Here is a 19,312-nt window from a genome sequence, read left to right as displayed (position 1 = left end):
AAGTATGAAACTAAGAATAGGCCAAATATCCATAATTTTATTCATTCTAGCGCTTTCTGGATGCTTTGAACCTCCTGAATTATCAGATATTCCGGAAGTGAGTTTTAAGAAATTGAGTTATTATGAAGTGCCTGACGGATATATTCCTGAGGTGGGTGAGCGTGCTGTGGATTCTTTGGTACTTACTTTTGAAATACAAGATGGCAACGGTGATGTAGGCTTGTCTGCTGATGAAAGTTTTCCTCCCTATCATTCGTATAACAGGATTATTGATTCAAATGGTTTGTTGGTTCGTTTGGGTGGTGAGTATGAGCTTCCTTATTATTCAATAGATGATTTTAATAACTTCTCATTGTACAGTGAGGTTGATAATAGGCCCCCTTACAGCTGTAAGTCATATGTGATAGAAAATGGTGAGGTAGGTGAAAATTATGATAGCGCTATATTTATTGAGCAAAATCCGTATCACTATAATTTGAATGTGGAAATTCTAAAAAAGCTGAATGGAGAATATAGTGTTGTTAACTATGCAGAATACACTGGAAATGTGGATTGCACATTGTCTAGTTTTAGCAGTAGGATTCCAATCTTCGATACTGATAATTTAGGCAGAACATTGAAAGGTGAAATCTCATATTCAATGCCTACTAATGGACATAAATATGTTTTGAGTAGAGATACTTTTAAATTAAGGTTCTATATATATGATAGAGCGCTAAACCAAAGTAATATCGTTGATACACCTGATTTAACGCTCCCTCAAATTCAAGTTGATTAATACAGTTTTTTGAATCGATCAGGATTTGCTTCGTGCATCACCTGATATACCTTCTCATAAACATCCTCTACACTAGGTTTGGAGAAATAATCTCCATCAGTTCCATAGGCAGGTCTGTGTTCTTGTGCAGTAACTGTTACTGGTTTGGAGTCAAGATAGAAGTATCCATTGTCTCTTTCCAGTACATTTTGCATCATAAATGCAGAAGCTCCTCCAGGTACATCTTCGTCTAAGAACGCTACCCTGTTTGTTTTCTTAAGGGATTCAGCGATTATTTGATGCCTATCGAACGGAAGTAAGGTCTGAGCGTCAATCACTTCACAGCTAATGCCTATTTCGCTCAATTGCTGGGCTGCTTCCATTACGATCCTGCACATAGATCCATAAGTGACAAGGGTAATGTCGGTTCCTTCTCGTAGCACTTCTGGCACACCAAGAGGTACTTTAAACTCTCCGATGTTCTCTGGAAGCTTTTCTTTCAGTCTATATCCATTGAGGGACTCAATAACAATGGCTGGGTCGTCAGACGCCATCAATGTGTTATAGAAGCCTGCAGCCTGTGTCATGTTTCTAGGAACTAATACATGCATTCCTCTGATAGAGTTGATGATCATTCCCATTGGTGATCCACTGTGCCATACGCCTTCTAGTCTATGACCTCTGGATCTTACGATCAATGGTGCTTTTTGACCACCTTTCATTCGGTATTGCAATGATGCAAGGTCGTCTGAAAGAGTTTGAATAGCATATAATAGGTAATCCAGGTATTGAATTTCAGCTATTGGTCTCAATCCTCTCAAAGCTGCTCCAATACCTTGGCCAATGATAGTGGTTTCACGAATTCCCGTATCGGTAATTCGAATTTCACCGTACTTATCTTGTAGCCCAGCAAACCCCTGGTTTACATCACCAATTTTACCAACGTCTTCTCCAAAAGCAATAACTCTCGGGTCTCTTTCAAATAAAGCGTCAAAACAAGCTTGAACGATTTCTCGCCCGTCAACAAGTTTAGATTCTGTGTTATATTCTGCTTTTACCTCTTCTACTTTTAGTGCAGATTCATCTGATTCACTGTAAAGGTGAGAAGAGTACTCATCCCTATATTTGCCAAGCTTCTCTTGGTACCACTCAATGAGTCTGGCTTTTTCAGCCGAATCTGTTGTAGTTAGGTGTCTGAAGCTTTTTCTAACGGCCTTAATAATGTCCGCTTTGAACGGGTTTAGCGTACTTTTTAAATCATTCTTGATTTGCTGTACTGCTTTATTGTTGTCAGAAGTAAGAGCGGCTTTGCCAATCAATTCAAGGGCTTGTTCAAGATCCTCTTTGATTTCATTGTTGTAAGCCTTCCAGGCGTTATCTCTTGCTTTTTTAGCTTTGTTTTTAGCTTCTTTTTCTAACTTTTCAAGATCCTCCTCAGTGGCAATGCCTTCAGAGGTGATCCATTGACGCATTTTTAATATGCAATCATGTGCCTTTTCCCAGTCAAGTCTTTCTTTGGACTTGTATCTTTCATGCGAACCAGAAGTAGAGTGTCCTTGTGGTTGTGTCACTTCCTCCACGTGTACCAGACATGGTACGTGTTCTTCTCTAGCTAATTTTACAGCCTTTTCATATGTATTAATAAGTGCCGCATAATCCCATCCATTGACTTTGAAAATCTCGAATCCCTTTTTGTTAGCTGTGCGCTGCATTCCGGATAAGGCTTCCGAAATCGATTCTTTGGTTGTGTGGTACTGCTGAGGTACTGAGATGCCATAGAAGTCGTCCCAGATGGACATTACCATCGGGATTTGCAATACGCCTGCGGCGTTCATTGCTTCCCAGAAATGTCCTTCAGAGGTAGATGCATTTCCGATTGTTCCGAATGCTACTTCATTCCCATTGATTGAAAAGTCTTTAAACTCTTGAAGAGCGGGGTTTTCTCTGTAAAGTTTAGAAGCCCATCCAAGCCCGATTAATCGTGGCATTTGACCAGCAGTACATGAAATATCTGAAGAACTATTTTTCATGTCTGTCAGAGTTCTCCATTCTCCTTTATTATTCAATGAACGAGTTCCAAAGTGACCGTTCATCATTCGACCTGCAGATGCAGGTTCGGCATCCACATCTGTGTGTGCATAGAGCTGTGCAAAGAACTGCTGAGAAGTTAGCTGGCCTAGGGCCATCATGAATGTTTGGTCTCTGTAGTATCCTGATCTCCAATCTCCGTTTTGGAAAAACTTGGCTTTGGCAATTTGCGCTACCTCTTTACCGTCACCGAATATTCCAAACTTTGCTTTTCCCATAAAGACTTCTTTTCGTCCTATGAGACTGTTTTCGCGGCTCTCTACTGCCAGAGCGTAATCATGCAAGATTTCACTGGTGTTCAGGGAGGTTTTTTTCTTGGTTTTTGTAGCGCTCATAAATAATTGTTTTGGGGGTTAATGCTGAATGTTGTCACCTTCAAATCTAATAAAATCCATCGACTTTTGTTTTAAAAATCCCATAGAAAATAGTTGTTTGCTCTATATCAAACGTTTTCAGTAAGAATAATATTTTGTATTTATTGATTAATCAAAATAAAATATCTTAAAATGCAAACAAGGGGTGTCGCTTATATCGAATTTTCAGACCCTTAAATAATTGTGAAACTCGCCCTATATCTTTGTACGAGAATTGATCCAAAATAGATTATACAACTATGATTATTGGGGTTCCAAAGGAAATTAAAAACAACGAAAACAGGGTGGCCGTCACCCCCGCTGGTGTACAAGAGTTCACCAAGAATGGACATCAGGTTTATGTGCAGTCTACTGCTGGAATTGGTAGTGGATTTAGCGACGAGCAGTATGCTGAAGCAGGTGCTAAAATTCTTCCAACAATTGAAGAAACCTATGAGATCGCTGAGATGATCATCAAGGTGAAAGAGCCAATTGAGCCAGAATATAAACTGGTAAAGAAAGGTCAATTGTTGTTCACTTATTTTCACTTTGCTTCTTATGAGCCCCTGACAAAGGCGATGATGGAAAGCGGAGCTACCTGTTTGGCATATGAGACTGTTGAAAAAGCTGACAGATCATTACCATTGTTGGTTCCAATGTCTGAAGTAGCTGGTAGAATGTCTATTCAGGAAGGCGCGAAATATCTTGAGAAGCCAATGGGAGGTAGAGGAATTCTACTTGGTGGTGTTCCCGGTGTTAGACCAGCAAAGGTTTTGATTCTTGGTGGTGGTGTTGTTGGTACCAACGCAGCTAAAATGGCTGCAGGTATGGGTGCTGACGTAACCATTATGGATGTGAATCTTCCAAGATTGAGATATCTGGACGATGTAATGCCTGCCAATGTCAATACATTCATGTCTAATGAGTATAACATTAGGGAGTTACTTCCAACCCATGATCTAATCATTGGTGGAGTATTGATCCCAGGAGCTAAAGCACCACATTTGATTACAAAAGACATGTTGAAAGACATGCAACCAGGTACTGTAGTAGTAGACGTTGCTGTAGATCAAGGTGGATGTATCGAGACCTGTAAGCCAACTACGCACCAGGATCCTACTTACGTAGTGGATGGAGTACTTCACTACTGTGTAGCAAACATGCCGGGTGCTGTGCCTTACACTTCTACTTTGGCTTTGACTAATGCTACTTTGCCTTATGCATTGCAGCTAGCAAACAAAGGATGGAAGAAGGCTTGTAATGAAAACAGAGAGTTGTTGCTAGGCTTGAATGTGATCGATGGAGAGATAGTTTACGAAGGGGTGGCTACTGCGTTCGGTCTTCCGTTTTCACCAGCTGAGAAGTTTTTAGCTTAAGAGATTAATTAATAGATATTTAGAAAGCATCTGCCGGTTGGCGGATGCTTTTTTTTATCCTGACAGAGCAAGGCTTTCGTCCACCCGAAAGCGCAAATTATGTGAAGCATACATTTGGATTATTTGAAGGCAGGGAATTTTGGGAGTTGTTGATACTGCTCCTTCTTTTTATCATAAAGCCAAATGAAGTGCTGCAATCCATTGGTCAATGCGACGTATTGTGCCTGAAGTTCCTTGTTGTATACGCTGATTTGGTTCAGCGCTTTTTGATTGATTTTTACATCAGGTGCTTTGCATTCCAATACCAGAAATAACGAACCATCTGAATTCATCAAATTGATGTCGCTTCGTTTAGAAGATTTGAAATAGGAGAGCCCTGACTCGATCTTCAGCAGTGATTTCGGATACTTGAGATGGTTAACCATCAAGTGAATGAAATGCTGACGCACCCATTCTTCTGCCGTCAACACCACATATTTCTTCCGTATGATGTCTAAGACAAACTGGTTGCCTTCTTCATTTTTAATTTTTAGATCACATGTCGGAAGATTGAGTTGCTGCATGATGAATGCAAATATGGGTAAACAGTTGATGAATCACTTAGACTTTATAAATCATTAATATGTCAAATAACTATTTCGTTTAATTAAATTAGTGTTTGATTTATTGGCCAAATGATGATGAAATGAATTCTAAAACCTTCTTATCTATACAGTTTTTTTTGTTGCTTTTTGTGCAGGTTAATGCGCAAATGGAAAGTTCAATATCATATACATCTCGAGATAAGTTTATACTGAAATCTACTGGAGAGGTCATTACTCATCGTCAACTTCAGAGCTTAAAAAAGGAGAATGAACTTACCTTAGTTCTCCCAATTATTAATGCGGATGGATTGGCTGAATATTTTCAGGTGGACTCTTCAAATCACTCAACGTCAATTAAAATGAGAGATAAGGAGATGCAGCCGGTAATTGGTGAGGTGTTTCCTCCGTTTAACATGAAAAGTGAAAAAGGAACAGTCCGCTTGTCCGATTTTTCGGAAAATGGAGTTGTTGTGATTTTTCAAGAGTTATTTGATTCACGGTTGACTGAGGTGACAAAATTTGATGAACTCTTGAATCTTGTTATGAGTGAATCACCCTTAGGTATAGTTATTGTATCTCGAAATACCATACAAGAAATAAGACCTCATTTGCAACAGTTTGACTCGGATAGGCTTATCGTAGTTCCGGATGCATATAATTTTTTTCTTCGATACCAAATATTTACCATGCCAACTACGGCGATCATTGGCCCAGACTCCAAACTTATATTGTTTGAACAGGATCGGGAATTTGATCGAATTAAAGCCGCTTTCGCTTCTATGAAGGATTAAGCCTTTAATACTTTTGCAGGTTTAACTCTTTTTTACTTTTGGCATCTTCACGAAAACTAGTAATAACAAGCCAATCACAAAATAGGATGCCAGTGCAAGCGTACTATTTCTCATGCTGCCAGTTAGCTGCTCGATGAAGCCGTAGCTAAATGTTCCTATTACTACAGATAGATGGAATAGGACGTCAAAGAATGAAAAATAGGATGCATGATCGATGGAGTCTTGTGGAATGAGTTTAGAGAATGTAGCTCTGGATAATGCTTGAATTCCTCCCATTACTAATCCTACAAGTACGGCAACAATGTAGAATTCATTGACTGTCGTCACTGTGTAAGCAAAAAAGCAGATTCCAATCCATATGCTGATCATTACGCCAAGAGAGAATACATTTCCCTTTCTTTCAGAGATTCGTGCAAACAGGATTGCTCCACCAATAGCCACAAACTGGATGATAAGAATGACTGGAATTAATTGGGCAGAGCCAAGGTTTAATTCTTTGGTGCCGAATAAAGTTGCTAAGAGCATGATCGTTTGGACGCCCATGTTGAAGAAGAAGAACGAGATCAGGTATTTCTTAATGTTTGGCTGTCCCTTCAACTCAAAGAATACTTTTTTGAGTTCTAAGTAGCCGTTGACTAATACTCTTCCCGTTGGTTTTCTGTTGAAAACATTGGATGGAAGGTTTTTAAATGGAATCTGGGCAAACCCGATCCACCATACACCAACTAATAGGAAAACGGTGCGAGTGGCCGTTCCACTATCAGGGAAACCGAACCATTCAAATTTCATGATGAGCACCAAACTAATGATTAGCAGAATGGCACTTCCTGCATATCCGAATGAATATCCACGTCCACTTATTCGGTCTGTCATGTGCGCAGGAGCAATTTCTGGAAGGTACGCATCGTAAAAAACAAGTCCAGAGCTATATCCTAGGCTTGCCAATACTACACAGATGATTCCCCACTCCAAATTGTCAGAAGTGAAGAAGAACATGCTCATGCACGCAATGGAACCGAGCGTGGTAAATATTTTCAGGTACTTCTTTTTCTTTCCTGTGTAATCAGCAATTCCAGATAGTAATGGAAGCATCATGGCAGAAAGTAAATAAGATATGGAAATCGCGTAACTGTAAAGAACGGAGTTAACCATCTCATACCCAAAGAATACCACTTTGTCATCGTTGGCTTCATTGGCGGTAACAGCCGTATAATAAATCGGGAAAATGGAAGTGTTGATCACCAGGTTGTACACTGAGTTGGCCCAGTCATACATGCACCATGAATTGATTACTTTTTTGTTGGCTTCCATTGTTTGAAAAATAATTTGAAAAAACCTCGATCCTCACGATCCATTTCAAGCTCAAAATCGTTTTACCTAAGAGCTTAGAACGACAAGATTAACAAGTTTTAAGTTTATCTGTTGATTATATAAAAAGGAAATCGTGGAAACTTTAGAAGAACTACCAGTAGCAACAGCACCCAAAAAGAAAGGTGACAAAATCACCGAACGTATTCCGGAGACGGATATGCCCCGCATTGTGATTATTGGTGGAGGGTTTGCAGGGATCGAATTGGTGAAGCAACTCAGCAAGGAAGATGTGCAGATCGTAATGATTGACAGGCGCAATCACCACACGTTTATTCCGTTATTGTATCAGGTGGCTACGGCTGGTTTGAGTCCTGGGGATATTTCCAGTCCGCTACGTGAATTTTTGCAGGACAATAAAAACTTCCATTTCCGCATGGCTCGGGTCATCCAGATACATGCAGATGAGAAGGAAGTGGAAACGAACCTTGGATTTTTGAAATATGACATGCTGGTAATTGCTACAGGTGCATCAACGAATTTCTTTGGGAACAAAGAACTTGAAAAGAAAGCAATGAAACTCCGCGTGATGAGTGATGCAATCGAACTCAGAACCCGACTCATAGAGAATTTTGAAGAAGCTCTCCAATACTATGATGAGGAACAAGATGAGATCGAAAAGCACATGAACGTTGTAATCGTGGGAGCTGGTCCAACAGGGGTAGAATTGGCAGGAGCTATTGGAGAGCTAAGAAGTCATGTGCTACCCAAGGATTACCCTGAGTTGGACTTTTCTAAAATGAACATACACCTAATAGAAGGAGCGGATAGGGTATTGCCACCCATGTCTGATAAATCCGGACGTAAGGCTGCTAAGTACCTGGAGCACTTTGGAGTAGAAGTTTCTTTAGGGAAATTGGTGGAGAGATACGAAGACGATATTGCTTACCTCAATGACGGTACGCAAATTAAAACCAAGTGTTTGATATGGGCAGCTGGAGTAAAGGGCAACGTGATCAAAGGGTTGAGAGAGGGTGCTGAAGATAAGGGCCGTATCTTGGTTGATGAATTCAACCGTGTGAAAAATCACGAGTACGTTTATGCTATTGGTGATGTATCGCTTCAAATAAGTGAGGAACATCCAAAAGGCCTACCTCAATTGGCTCCGGTAGCTATTCAGCAAGCTGAAAATTTGGGTGAAAATATCATTCGCTTGCAAAAGGACAAAGAGTTAAAGCCTTTCAAGTATGTAGATAAAGGTAGTATGGCTACGGTAGGAAGAAACCGGGCAGTGGTAGATGCTCCTATGAAAATCACATTTGGAGGTTTTTTTGGCTGGTTTGTCTGGATGTTTGTTCACCTTTTCTCAATTATCGGGATACGCAGAAAGGTGTTGGTATTCTCAAACTGGGTTTGGAACTACTTCACTTATAACCGTGGAAATCGACTGATTATCAATAAAGATCTGGACGATTTGTAAAACTTGAAAAATTAGGAATGACTTTGGAGCCTTCGGAATGCATTTTCTGGAGGCTTTTTTATGATAGTTAGGGATTATTTATATCGTTTAACCGTAGGAATAAGATTTCAGCTAACTAAATTTAATCTTGTTAAAGTGGATTAGAATCACTTAAGTCACCATCAACCAGCTAATATGAAAACCATCTCTCGGCATTCTAGATTCTCTGCTTCTGCCAATATATTGTTTGTGTTTCTGCTTTTGAGTTCACTGACCACTATGTCTTCGGTACAGCAGTCGAAAGTAGTAGACCTTGAAAAATTAGAGCAGGCATCTAAATCGGGCAGTGATTCTGTAAAGTCTAGTGCGCTCGAACAATTAGTAAGCCATTACCATAGTGCAAATAAGGATAGCTCGAAAATGTATTTGGATCAATATGAGCAGATGGCTTTACAATCAGGCAGTGATCTATACAAGGCATCCTTTTATAGACTAAAAGGACTGTTGTTTGCTAAACAAAGGCAGTCTGATTCTGCAATCTATTTTTATGACAAGGCGGTAACTCATTCTCTGAAAGTAGATGATCTAAATGGTCTTCTCAAAAGTTACAATAATCTTGTCATAATACTCAATCAGCAAAATAAAGCTGATTCGGCCTTATGGTACAACGAGCAGGCTATAAAGGTATTTGAGGAGTTTAATTATTCTGAGGGACTTGCGGAAATGTACTCCAAAATGGGGTCTCTATACAGTAATATTGACCTGGAGAAAAGTGTGGAGTATAAGTTTAAGGCACTGGATTTGTCTACCGAGTTAGGGGATTTGACGAATCAAGGTGAATTGCATATCAACATAGGCAATTCGTTAGTCAAGCTTAATAGAGCTGAGGAGGCTATCGAAGAAATCAACCTTGGTATTGAAATATTTAAGGAATTGGAGAATGATAAGTGGTTGTCTAACGGGTATAGAGTCCTTTCCAATTTGTATGAAGGAGACGAACGTATCAAATACACAGAGTTGTCTCTGGAATATGCTCAGAATTCTGGAGACGATTACACGGTTTTCGGATGTCGGGATAAACTGATAAATACCTATCAGATGTATGATAGATGGAAAGATGCTCTAGACCTGCTGCATGATCATCGTTCAGATCTCACCAGGTTGCGGTTTTCCCCATTAGAGGAAGAATTCGAAAGATTAAATGTATATCTGGAAATGACCCTGAGTTATAAGAAGTTGGGTAATCCTATTTTCAAAACATATCTCGACTCGGCTGAGGCGATCTCACTTCCCATGGATCAATTAGGAATAGTACGTTATCGGAATTTGCTCGTCATGAGCCAGGATGTTTACAAGCATTTAGGCATGTTTGAAAAGGCATATTATTACCTCGATAAACGTGATTCTTTAGAGAAGTCGTTTCTTACCGAGCAAAGTGACCTGGCGCTATCCAAGCTCAAAGTACAGTATGAAACAGAACAAAAAGAACAAGAGATTGCAAGTCTAGAGCAGCAAGCAGAGATTCAGGACTTACGTTCGAAAGTTTACCTCTTTGGAGGAGTGATGATATTGCTATTGTTAAGTGGAGGAGGGTATTTCTACTACAGACAGTATAAAGCCAAACGAGATCAGGCATCTTTGGAATTGGAACAACGTTTCTTGCGTTCTCAGCTTAATCCACATTTTATCTTCAATTCCATTGGAGCCATTCAGCAATATTTGTTAACTGAGAGTCCTGAAAAAGCAAGTGATTACATGAGTCTGTTTAGCAAACTTATGCGTCAGATATTGGAGAATTCCAGACAGGAATTCATTACGTTGGAGGAAGAAGTAAACATGTTGACCAACTATCTAGAAGTCCAGAAACTTCGTTTTCAAAATGCGTTTGATTATTCGATAGAGCTAGATGAGGATTTGGATCCAGAATATGATGGTATCCCTCCAATGTTTGCTCAACCATTTATTGAAAATGCGCTGGAACATGGCTTATTCAAGAAAGATAACAATGAAATCAGAATCAAATTCACTAAGGTTTCAGATGATTTGATCAGTTTGGAGATAACTGATAATGGTACTGGAATGATTGAGAAGTTGATCAAAACCAGTGATCATCAATCTTTGGCAACAACCATAACCAACGAACGTCTGGATAAAATGCGTGTGACTTACAAAACGGATTTTTCTATGCGTTCAGAGAATATCACAAATCAATCAGGAGAGGTAGAAGGTTACAAAGTGACTTTAAGTTTGCCAAGCAAGTTTGTGGCATAAATGCTGTTTTGCACCTTGTTTGATTGTAGATTAGTGGAAAAGTAAAAGCCCTATGAACATCCTGATATTGGATGATGAGTCCCATGCGCGTGTTTCTGTTAAGTCTTATCTTAATCGATTTATGGGAGTGGACTATTCTTTTTGGGAAGCTGACACTATTGAGGATGCCGTAAAGATCACAGACGATCATTCTATCGATTTAGCATTTTTAGATATACATCTTGGTCAAGGCACCAGTTTTGATTTTCTGGCACGGTTTGATCAGATACCGTTCAAGATTATCTTCATTTCCGGGCATAATGAGTACGCTGTTAAAGCTTTTAGATTTAATGCAGTTGACTACATACTCAAACCGATAGAACCTCGCGAATTTGAGGAGGCATTAGAGAAAGCAAAAGATGCCTTGCCGTTAAGCAATCAGCTGCTTGATAAGTTGACTGCAGATATGACCTCCGATGATATACCTAAGATTGTACTGAGAGATATTCAGTCGGTGTATTTTGTGGAGGTAAAAGAGATTGTCTACTGTCAGTCAGAGAATAACTACACTACTTTCTTTTTGCGAGATGGTAGTCAAATTACCATTTCTAAAACCCTGAAGGGGTATGAAACTTTGCTGAGACCTTCCGGCTTTTTCAGAACGCACCGATCCTACCTGATCAACTTAAAAATGATCCGTTCATTTGATAAGAAAGAAGGTGGAAGTATCAAAATGGTGGACGGGAGCACCATTCCTTTGGCCAGGAATAAGCGAGAGACTTTTGCGAAACTAATGCAAGTCAGCTAAACACTTCTCTAAAGTATTGCTGCCAAACTCTCACGTAATCCTGCTAAACCAATAATTCCTTCATTTATAATTATCAAATCATAGAGTTTCGAGGCTTAAAATAACCTCTGCTTTAGGGTTGATTTGAAATTGACGTTTCCTAACCAGCTACATCATTTTTCAAATCAATCTTTCGCGGAGGAAATCAGAAATGAGTAAGCCGGGCATTTTAATATCTGAAATAAGGGAAATCAGAGAATGCATTTTGGCTAGCCATTTCTATTTCACGCTAAGCCAGTATTACTATGAAAAAACTCTTATTAACAGCCATAGGTCTATTTGGACTATATGGGTTGTTTGCCCAGTCAAATCCGTTTATTACCCAATGGAATGTTGCAAATGATCTGGATACTATTCAGATAGGTTTAAATTCAGGTCAGTCTTATGATTTTTCCTATGTATGGAAAAATAATGCCGATAGTACGGTCAGTTCTGGAACCCATGCTTCTGCAGATGGGGATTTCAAGACAGGGTTCGCAAAAGCTGGAACCTATACCTTAGAAATCACAGGTTCTTTCCCACATTTCACTAATTACCCTAAAGGGAGACTATTGGATGTGCAGCAGTGGGGAGATATAGTTTGGAAAAGTTTCAATCAAACCTTCGCAAACTGGTCAGGAACCACTTTTTCAGCTACTGATGCTCCCATTTTGAGTGAAGAAGGAGTTAGTTTCTTCAGGATATTTCGTCAATCTGGCAGTTTTGCAGGTGATCTCAGTCATTGGGATGTGAGTCATGTCACTCAATTCAATGAGTCCTTTCAGAGTGCTCGTTCCTTCAATTCTGATTTAAGTACCTGGGATCTTACCGGGGTTGATAATTTTGGAAATTCCTTTAATGGAGCTATTAAATTTGAGGGTCACGGCCTGAGCGAATGGGACATTACTAATGCAACAAGGTTTGCTGGTACTTTTAACAATACAGCCATTGCCACTGCTACATATGATAGCATCCTTATCAGTTGGTCAAATCAGAATGCAAACAGAGGAGTAAGTTTTAATATTGGTAATACTCAAGCCTGTAGTACGGAAGGAGAGGTTGCCAGGGAAAAGCTAATCCGAGACTTTAACTGGTCGATTTCAGATGGAGGTACCTGTGATGAAGCAAGCAATATTCTTTCTTTTCAATTTCCTGAAATTCAAATAGGTGATGAATTCATTGATTATACGAATCATATCGTAGAATTGGAAGTGTTCCCAGGTATCGATATTTCATCTGTCGTTCCAGTATTTAAATTATCAGAAGGAGCAACAAGTACTCCAGATGGTGAAGTATCTCAAGATTTTACCAACTCTGTGACTTATACAGTTACAGCTGAAGATGGAATAACAACTCAGGATTGGACGGTTAACGTAAGTTTTACAGATCAGCTTCCATTTATTTCCTCATGGTCTGCCACAGCAGGTGAAAGCATAACCATTGGACTCAATAATCAACTGTCCTATGATTTTAACTATCTCTGGAAGGATGAAAATGGCAATTTGATAGTTTTTGGTAATCACTCCATATCAGACGGAAATTTCACTTCCACTCTACCAGAAACAGGCATATATACCCTTGAGATTTTTGATGATTTTCCTCATTTGACTGAAAACTATCCCAAAGATCAACTTTTGGATGTGTTGCAATGGGGGGATATCGAATGGAAGAGCTTTGTCAAAAGCTTTAAGAATTGGCCAGGTTCTGATTTTAGTGCAACGGATGTGCCCGATCTAAGTCAAGTGACTGAAATGTTTGAGTTGTTTTATCAAGCTGAAAATTTCAATGGTAACATAGGTAGCTGGGATGTTAGTAATGTGACTAACATGAACTCTGTTTTTAGAGAAGCAATAGTTTTCAATGGAGATGTCAGTGAATGGGATGTAGTAAAAGTTGAGGACATGTCAAGAATGTTTGAAAATGCTAATTCTTTTAATGGAGATCTTAGTGATTGGCAGGTAAGTGAGTTGACGAATATGTCCAAAATGTTCAAGGATGCCTCTAATTTCAATAGTGATATAAGCGGGTGGAATGTTAGTAATGTTACGAATATGTTGGAGCTTTTCAGTGGAGCTTCTTCATTTAATCAGGATTTGAATAACTGGAATGTAAGTCAGGTAACCAATTTTGAAAGCACTTTTAGAAACGCCACTGCTTTTAATGGAGACATCAGCAATTGGCAGGTAAATGAAGGAACGAATATGTCCTTTATGTTTTCTGGTGCAGAAAATTTCGACCAGGATGTTAGTGGTTGGCAGACAGGTAAGGCTCAGGATATGAGAGATATGTTCGCCAGTGCTAAGGCATTTAATCAGGATGTCTCTCAATGGAGTGTTGGTGCAGTAACCAATATGACCAATATGCTTTCAGGTTCAGGGCTTTCTCCTCAAAATTATGACAAGCTTCTAATAGCCTGGTCTGCACAAGAGGTTCTTGATAACGTTAGTCTAGGAGTGAATGATATTACGTTTTGCAAAGGAGAAGTAGCCAGACAGTCTCTAATAGATGATCATGGTTGGATCATTGAAGATGATGGGCAGTTTTGCTTAGACGAAACGGATATTCTTGATTTTAAAATTCTTGGTTTTAATAAAACTGCAGTAATTGATGCAGCTAATCATACTTTGGAGATCGTATTGCCACAAAATACAGACGTGAGCATTTTACAACCAGTAATGACACTTTCTCCAGGTGCGACTTCATCTCCTGCAAATGAAGAAGTGGTGGATTTTACCAATCCAGTAAGCATCACAATCACAGCTGAAGATGGAACTACCACGCAGGAGTGGGTTGTCACTGTTCATGTAGTTCCAAGTAATGACTTTTGCTCCGGTGCGATCACGATAACCATAGGAGAGACTGTAACTGGTAATACGACTTTCGCTACCAACGATTCAAATGTAGCTTCAAGCTGTGGTAGTAACGAAGTGAGAAATGATGAAGATGGTGAAAATGGAGGAATATCTGTTGGTGTATGGTATCGTTTGATTGGCAATGGAGAAACGGTTATTCTTAGTACTTGTGATTTTGCAGACTTTGATACGGGCATTAGCGTTTATACAGGGTCTTGCTCAGCAGGACTCAATTGCTTATCTGGGAATGATGATGGTGAGGAATGTGAAGATTTCAGATCCAAATTGAAATTTAATTCAGTCGTAGATGAAGAGTATCTCATATTGGTAGATGGTTATGGTTCTGCAAGCGGCGAATTTGATTTGACAATCACCAGTCAACCTACAATCCCCCCTCCAGATAATGACAACTGCTCAGACGCTGAAGAACTCACGGTATTTGCAGAAGGAGCTGGAACTCCTACAAATGGTACTAATTCGCATGCAACAACTTTTACTAAGCCACAACTTTGTGATCAGTACGGTACTATCAATGATGTGTGGTATCGATTCAATTCTGGTGCCAATGTAGAGGTGTCCGTTACAGTTGCATTAACAGATACCGATTCAGACGGTCCATTAGAGGTTGCAGAATTTATACGAATCGATGGTTATGAAACCTGTGGTGGTGAATCTCTGGATCTATGTGAGAACCAGGGTACTTTCTCAATGGAAGTACAACCAAATACCGATTATCTCCTTCAGCTCTGGAATGATGAAGTTAGTGAGGGTACCTTCACTATTCTGGTCAATGATGGACCAAATACTGCTGCGATTGTAGAGGACGCGGAAGTTGCTATCAGTCGTTTCAGTACTAGTGGTAGTCTGGTAGTCACGGTCGAATCAAATGACGAGGAAGGACATGAGCAGAGATACAGTATTGAAGCAGGTAATGAGGAGTCAATCTTTGCGATTAATGAAGTGACTGGGGAGATCTCTGTAATCAATGAAGCCGCTTTGCTAGCTTCAGCTACTACCAGTTTTGAACTGACCATTCAGGCTGCAGACCAGGGACCTGGTACCCTTACCTCTACAGGAACGGTTACCATCAATATCATAGATAATGATTTTCCTGAGATTGCTAATCAAAGTGCATCGGTAGACGAAAACGCTAGCAATGGTACTGTGGTGATGCAGGTTATAGCCAGCGACGATGATGGAATAGAATTTTCAATTGCTGAAGGACAGGGGGAAGTTCCTTTTGTCATCAGCTCATCTGGAGAAATTACAGTCAGTGATGAAACTGCTTTAAATTTTGAAGAGCAATCAGTTTTCGAATTCGTTGTGAAGGTGCAGGATGATGATGCATTGCTTCCGTTGGCCAGCACTGCTACTATTACCATCACCCTCAATGATGTAAATGAAGCTCCAGTGTTAACTAGTTTACCAGACTTTGGTATCAGTGGATTTCTTCCCAATGGATCTCTTATAAGAACTATTTCTTTTCAAGATCAGGATGCAGGTCAGACGCATTCTTTTGCGATCACTGCTGGAAATGATGATGGTATTTTTGGGATAAATGTAGGAACTGGCAGTATTACTGTAGTTAACAGTGATGCGTTAGAAGCGCTGGAAAATGGTTCGGCGATCACTTTGACAGTGACAGTAACAGACGATGGAGTACCACCGCTGACTGGGCAAACCGAAGTTTTAATGTCGGTGTTTAAAAATGCCGCTCCAGCGATTGTTACCACATCATTTACAATCGATGAAAACCTTGCCGATGGTACAGAGGTGGGGACAGTGCTGGCTACAGATGCCGAAGGTGATGCCATAAGCTTTTCGTTAATTGGTGGTAATTCACTTGGTGCTTTTTTAATCGATGAAGATGGCGTGATTACAGTTGCAGATGAAGAGATGCTGAACTTTGAAGTTAATCCCTCTTTTGAATTGATCATAGAAGCAAGCGATGATAGCGAAGGATCACTTGCGACCACCGAAGCTATAACGATCACTCTTCAGGATGTCAATGAAGCACCTACAGCCGATGATCTTTCTTTGAACATGAGTGCCTTCGTTCAGAATGGACATGTTTGGGGAACTGTAGTTGCTTCTGATCCAGAAAATGATGTTTTATCATATTCCATTGTATCAGGAAATGAAGATGGAGTATTTGCTATTGATGCTAATACTGGAGTTGGTACTGTCTTAGATGCAAGTCAAATTAATGTTGAAAATACGCCTAGTTACGATTTGGAAATTGCAGTAAGCGATGGAGAGTTGTCGGCCATTATTTCCGCAGAGATTTCTGTATTCGTGAATCGTTTCCCTGCCTTGATCGCCTCTGATTTTGATATTGATGAAAACTCTTCAATAGGGACAGTTATTGCAACATTAAGCTCAGATGATGCGGATGGAATAGAGTCATATGAGATCATATCTGCAAGCGAAGAAGGAATTCTTTCGTTGAACAGTAAAACAGGAGTGATCACTTTGGTTGGCTCGGGATCAGCATTTGAGCTTGATTATGAAACGCTCCAGGAAATAGTACTTGAAGTCAAACTCACTGATCTGGGAATTGGTCAGCTGGAAGCCACAGAAACGGTAACTATTTCGGTCAATGATATCAATGAATATACACCGGTTATTGATGAAGTTCAAGTCAATGCATTAAATGAAAATGTAGCTAGCGGAACCGTAGTGGCTTCTGTGATTGCATCAGATGAAGATATTTTTCAGTCTTTATCCTACACAATTACTGGAGGTAATACCGGAGATGCATTCACGATTAGCAATTCTGGGATTATTACTGTCAATTCATCCGCTACTCTCGATTTTGAAGTCAACCCGTCTTTCGTTTTGACAGTGGAAGTCAGCGATGATGTAGAAACCATAAGAACAGTAACCCAGCAGGTAAATATTGCGCTGACTGATGTGAACGAGGCTCCTGTATTGACAGCTTTTGAGGCACAGATAGGTAAAGTTGGTGAAGAACTGTCGATAACTGCGGTTGCTTCAGATGTAGACCTTCCGGCTAATACTTTGGTTTACTCTATTGACACAGATTCCCAAAATAAGGGAATAACTATAGATCCCGCTTCTGGAGTTTTAGTTTGGACTCCTACAGTTGATCAAGTTGGAGATCATACAGTTGTTGTTTCTGTAAGTGATGGGGAATTCTCTGATGAAGAAAGTGTTAGCATTACTATTCACAGCATTGCTACTGAGATACTCACATTTGTGTTAGATGCACAAACAGGAGATGCTACTATTGATTCTGTAAGCCATGAGATTCTACTGGAAGTGGCTCGTGGGACAGATTTAACAGCATTATCACCTGAGTTTACTTTATCAGCAGGGGCAACCAGTGATCCTGTATCGGGATCCACTATAGATTTTTCTGAGTCAGCTATCATCACAGTGACAGCCCAGGATGCAGAAACCACTCAAGCATGGACTGTTTCTGTGACGGAAGCGTTAAACTCAGCTAATGATATCCTGACATTTGAGTTGGCTGAGCAAGTGGAGCCGGCAACCATCGATATAGAAAATCATACCATAAGTCTGGTGGTCAATGATTCTGCGGATATTACAGCATTAGCACCAGTGCTTACTTTATCGGAAGATGCGACAAGTGATCCTGCCAGTGGCACGGTTCAAGATTTTAGTGGTAACGTAACCTATACCGTCACAGCTGAGAATGGTGACGCACAGGAATGGACTGTATCAGTAGATCAGGAGGTTGCTCTCAGTTCAGAGAAAGATATTTTGACTTTTGAAGTAGCAGAGCAAGTGTCTACTCCAAATATTGATGCAACCAATCACACTGTTGAAGTAATTGTTGCGGAAGGAACGGATTTAACAAGTCTTGTACCAGTATTTACGATTTCTGAGGGAGCAACCAGTGACCCTGGCAGTGGTGAGGTTGTAGACTTTACAATATCAGAAGATAGTTCGGTGGTTTATACACTGACAGCTGAGGATGGCACTACGCGGGCGTGGCGAGTGTTGGTTGAAGTAGAGGTTTTGACGGTGCCCAAAACTTCAACTACTATCCTCAGCTTTACTTTACCAGAGCAAGTGTCAGATGCTGAAATTGACACAGAGAATCATACAGTGGCAGTAGTTGTGGCGTTTGGAACGAATGTAACTGCGCTCACACCATCCTTCACTTTGTCAGACGGAGCAACCAGTGATCCTGCTAGTGGAGAGGGGATAGACTTTACATCACCAGTTGTGATTACCGTAACCGCTGAGGATGAAGTGACAGTTCAGGAGTGGACGGTAACTGTGGAAGTGGAAGAAGAAGACTCAGAACCTGACCCTGGTTTGCTAAGTGCAGATAAGGGGATGAACTTAAAGATTTACCCAAATCCAGTAGCTAGTCAGCTGTACATCAATGCTAAGACTACTGTGTCAGCGAGATTGCTTGATGTAGAGGGTAAGACAATAAGAGAGTCTAAAACTGGAACAGATATTTCGTTTGATGTAGCTGACTTGTCGGCAGGGATTTACTTGCTGATCATTGAGTCAGGAAATGAGGTCAAAACACATAGAATATTGAAGGTCAGGTCCTGAAATAGGTTGACACAAACAGTGTCAAAAATGGATAAACAAGAAAAGTCAAATGACTTGGTAAAATACAAATCAGGCTCAGGTTATCGAGCGTCTTTCAAACATCATGTGGTT

At 40.1% G+C, this 19,312-nt stretch carries 10 protein-coding genes; 7 read left to right on the top strand and 3 right to left on the bottom strand.

Translation table 11 applies throughout. From position 1 onward, the window contains the following. Positions 1-4: 4 nt before the first annotated feature. Complete coding sequence (locus NXS00_RS26035) at positions 5-778, top strand: hypothetical protein (protein ID WP_258102230.1); 774 nt, start codon at positions 5-7, stop codon at positions 776-778. Here the strand turns inward: NXS00_RS26035 and NXS00_RS26030 are convergent. After that, on the bottom strand, positions 775-3,180 hold the full coding sequence (locus NXS00_RS26030) for an alpha-ketoacid dehydrogenase subunit alpha/beta (RefSeq protein WP_258102229.1): 2,406 nt from the start codon (positions 3,178-3,180) through the stop codon (positions 775-777). The two genes, NXS00_RS26035 and NXS00_RS26030, sit on opposite strands and share 4 nt — an antisense overlap. A 278-nt stretch (positions 3,181-3,458) precedes the next feature. Between NXS00_RS26030 and ald the strand changes: the two genes are divergently transcribed. Beyond that, a complete protein-coding gene (gene ald, locus NXS00_RS26025; RefSeq protein ID WP_258102228.1) occupies positions 3,459-4,574 on the top strand; it encodes an alanine dehydrogenase in 1,116 nt (371 codons plus the stop codon). 119 nt (positions 4,575-4,693) lie between these two features. On the opposite strand, the gene NXS00_RS26020 is transcribed toward ald, so the two are convergent. After that, the gene (locus NXS00_RS26020; protein ID WP_258102227.1) at positions 4,694-5,137 is read right to left on the bottom strand and encodes a type I restriction enzyme HsdR N-terminal domain-containing protein; all 444 of its coding nucleotides are present in this window, start codon (positions 5,135-5,137) and stop codon (positions 4,694-4,696) included. Positions 5,138-5,259: 122 nt separating this feature from the next. Here NXS00_RS26020 and NXS00_RS26015 point away from each other — a divergent pair, with 122 nt between their 5' ends. Continuing rightward, the gene (locus NXS00_RS26015; protein ID WP_258102226.1) at positions 5,260-5,949 is read left to right on the top strand and encodes a hypothetical protein; all 690 of its coding nucleotides are present in this window, start codon (positions 5,260-5,262) and stop codon (positions 5,947-5,949) included. Between the two features lie 21 nt (positions 5,950-5,970). Here NXS00_RS26015 and NXS00_RS26010 read toward each other — a convergent pair whose 3' ends face one another. Next, the gene (locus NXS00_RS26010; protein WP_258102225.1) at positions 5,971-7,260 is read right to left on the bottom strand and encodes an MFS transporter; all 1,290 of its coding nucleotides are present in this window, start codon (positions 7,258-7,260) and stop codon (positions 5,971-5,973) included. Between the two features lie 133 nt (positions 7,261-7,393). On the opposite strand from NXS00_RS26010, the gene NXS00_RS26005 reads away from it, so the two are divergent. The 4 genes from NXS00_RS26005 to NXS00_RS25990 all read left to right on the top strand — a co-directional run bounded on the left by NXS00_RS26005 (position 7,394) and on the right by NXS00_RS25990 (position 19,201). Next, positions 7,394-8,737, top strand: a complete 1,344-nt coding sequence (locus NXS00_RS26005; protein ID WP_258102224.1) for an NAD(P)/FAD-dependent oxidoreductase — start codon at positions 7,394-7,396, stop codon at positions 8,735-8,737. A 174-nt stretch (positions 8,738-8,911) separates the two neighbouring features. After that, on the top strand, positions 8,912-10,987 hold the full coding sequence (locus NXS00_RS26000; protein ID WP_258102223.1) for a tetratricopeptide repeat-containing sensor histidine kinase: 2,076 nt from the start codon (positions 8,912-8,914) through the stop codon (positions 10,985-10,987). Between the two features lie 52 nt (positions 10,988-11,039). Further along, positions 11,040-11,774 carry a LytR/AlgR family response regulator transcription factor gene (locus NXS00_RS25995; RefSeq protein WP_258102222.1) on the top strand — a complete coding sequence of 245 codons (735 nt, stop codon included), beginning with the start codon at positions 11,040-11,042 and terminating at the stop codon, positions 11,772-11,774. Between the two features lie 284 nt (positions 11,775-12,058). Beyond that, complete coding sequence (locus NXS00_RS25990; RefSeq protein ID WP_258102221.1) at positions 12,059-19,201, top strand: SGBP N-terminal domain-containing protein; 7,143 nt, start codon at positions 12,059-12,061, stop codon at positions 19,199-19,201. The last annotated feature ends 111 nt before the right edge of the window (positions 19,202-19,312 follow it).

Source organism: Marinoscillum pacificum (assembly GCF_024714495.1).
In the GTDB taxonomy this organism is placed as follows: Bacteria; Bacteroidota; Bacteroidia; order Cytophagales; family Cyclobacteriaceae; genus Marinoscillum; species Marinoscillum pacificum.
This window is presented reverse-complemented; position numbering and strand designations above follow the sequence as displayed.

What these genes read in the sequence shown, in the direction of transcription:
- NXS00_RS25995 (WP_258102222.1), top strand. Translation starts at nt 11,040, where the DNA reads ATGAACATCCTGATATTGGATGATGAGTCCCATGCGCGTGTTTCTGTT.
- NXS00_RS25990 (WP_258102221.1), top strand. Translation starts at nt 12,059, where the DNA reads ATGAAAAAACTCTTATTAACAGCCATAGGTCTATTTGGACTATATGGG.
- NXS00_RS26000 (WP_258102223.1), top strand. Translation starts at nt 8,912, where the DNA reads ATGAAAACCATCTCTCGGCATTCTAGATTCTCTGCTTCTGCCAATATA.
- NXS00_RS26020 (WP_258102227.1), bottom strand. Translation starts at nt 5,137, where the DNA reads ATGCAGCAACTCAATCTTCCGACATGTGATCTAAAAATTAAAAATGAA.
- ald (WP_258102228.1), top strand. Translation starts at nt 3,459, where the DNA reads ATGATTATTGGGGTTCCAAAGGAAATTAAAAACAACGAAAACAGGGTG.
- NXS00_RS26030 (WP_258102229.1), bottom strand. Translation starts at nt 3,180, where the DNA reads ATGAGCGCTACAAAAACCAAGAAAAAAACCTCCCTGAACACCAGTGAA.
- NXS00_RS26010 (WP_258102225.1), bottom strand. Translation starts at nt 7,260, where the DNA reads ATGGAAGCCAACAAAAAAGTAATCAATTCATGGTGCATGTATGACTGG.
- NXS00_RS26015 (WP_258102226.1), top strand. Translation starts at nt 5,260, where the DNA reads ATGAATTCTAAAACCTTCTTATCTATACAGTTTTTTTTGTTGCTTTTT.
- NXS00_RS26035 (WP_258102230.1), top strand. Translation starts at nt 5, where the DNA reads ATGAAACTAAGAATAGGCCAAATATCCATAATTTTATTCATTCTAGCG.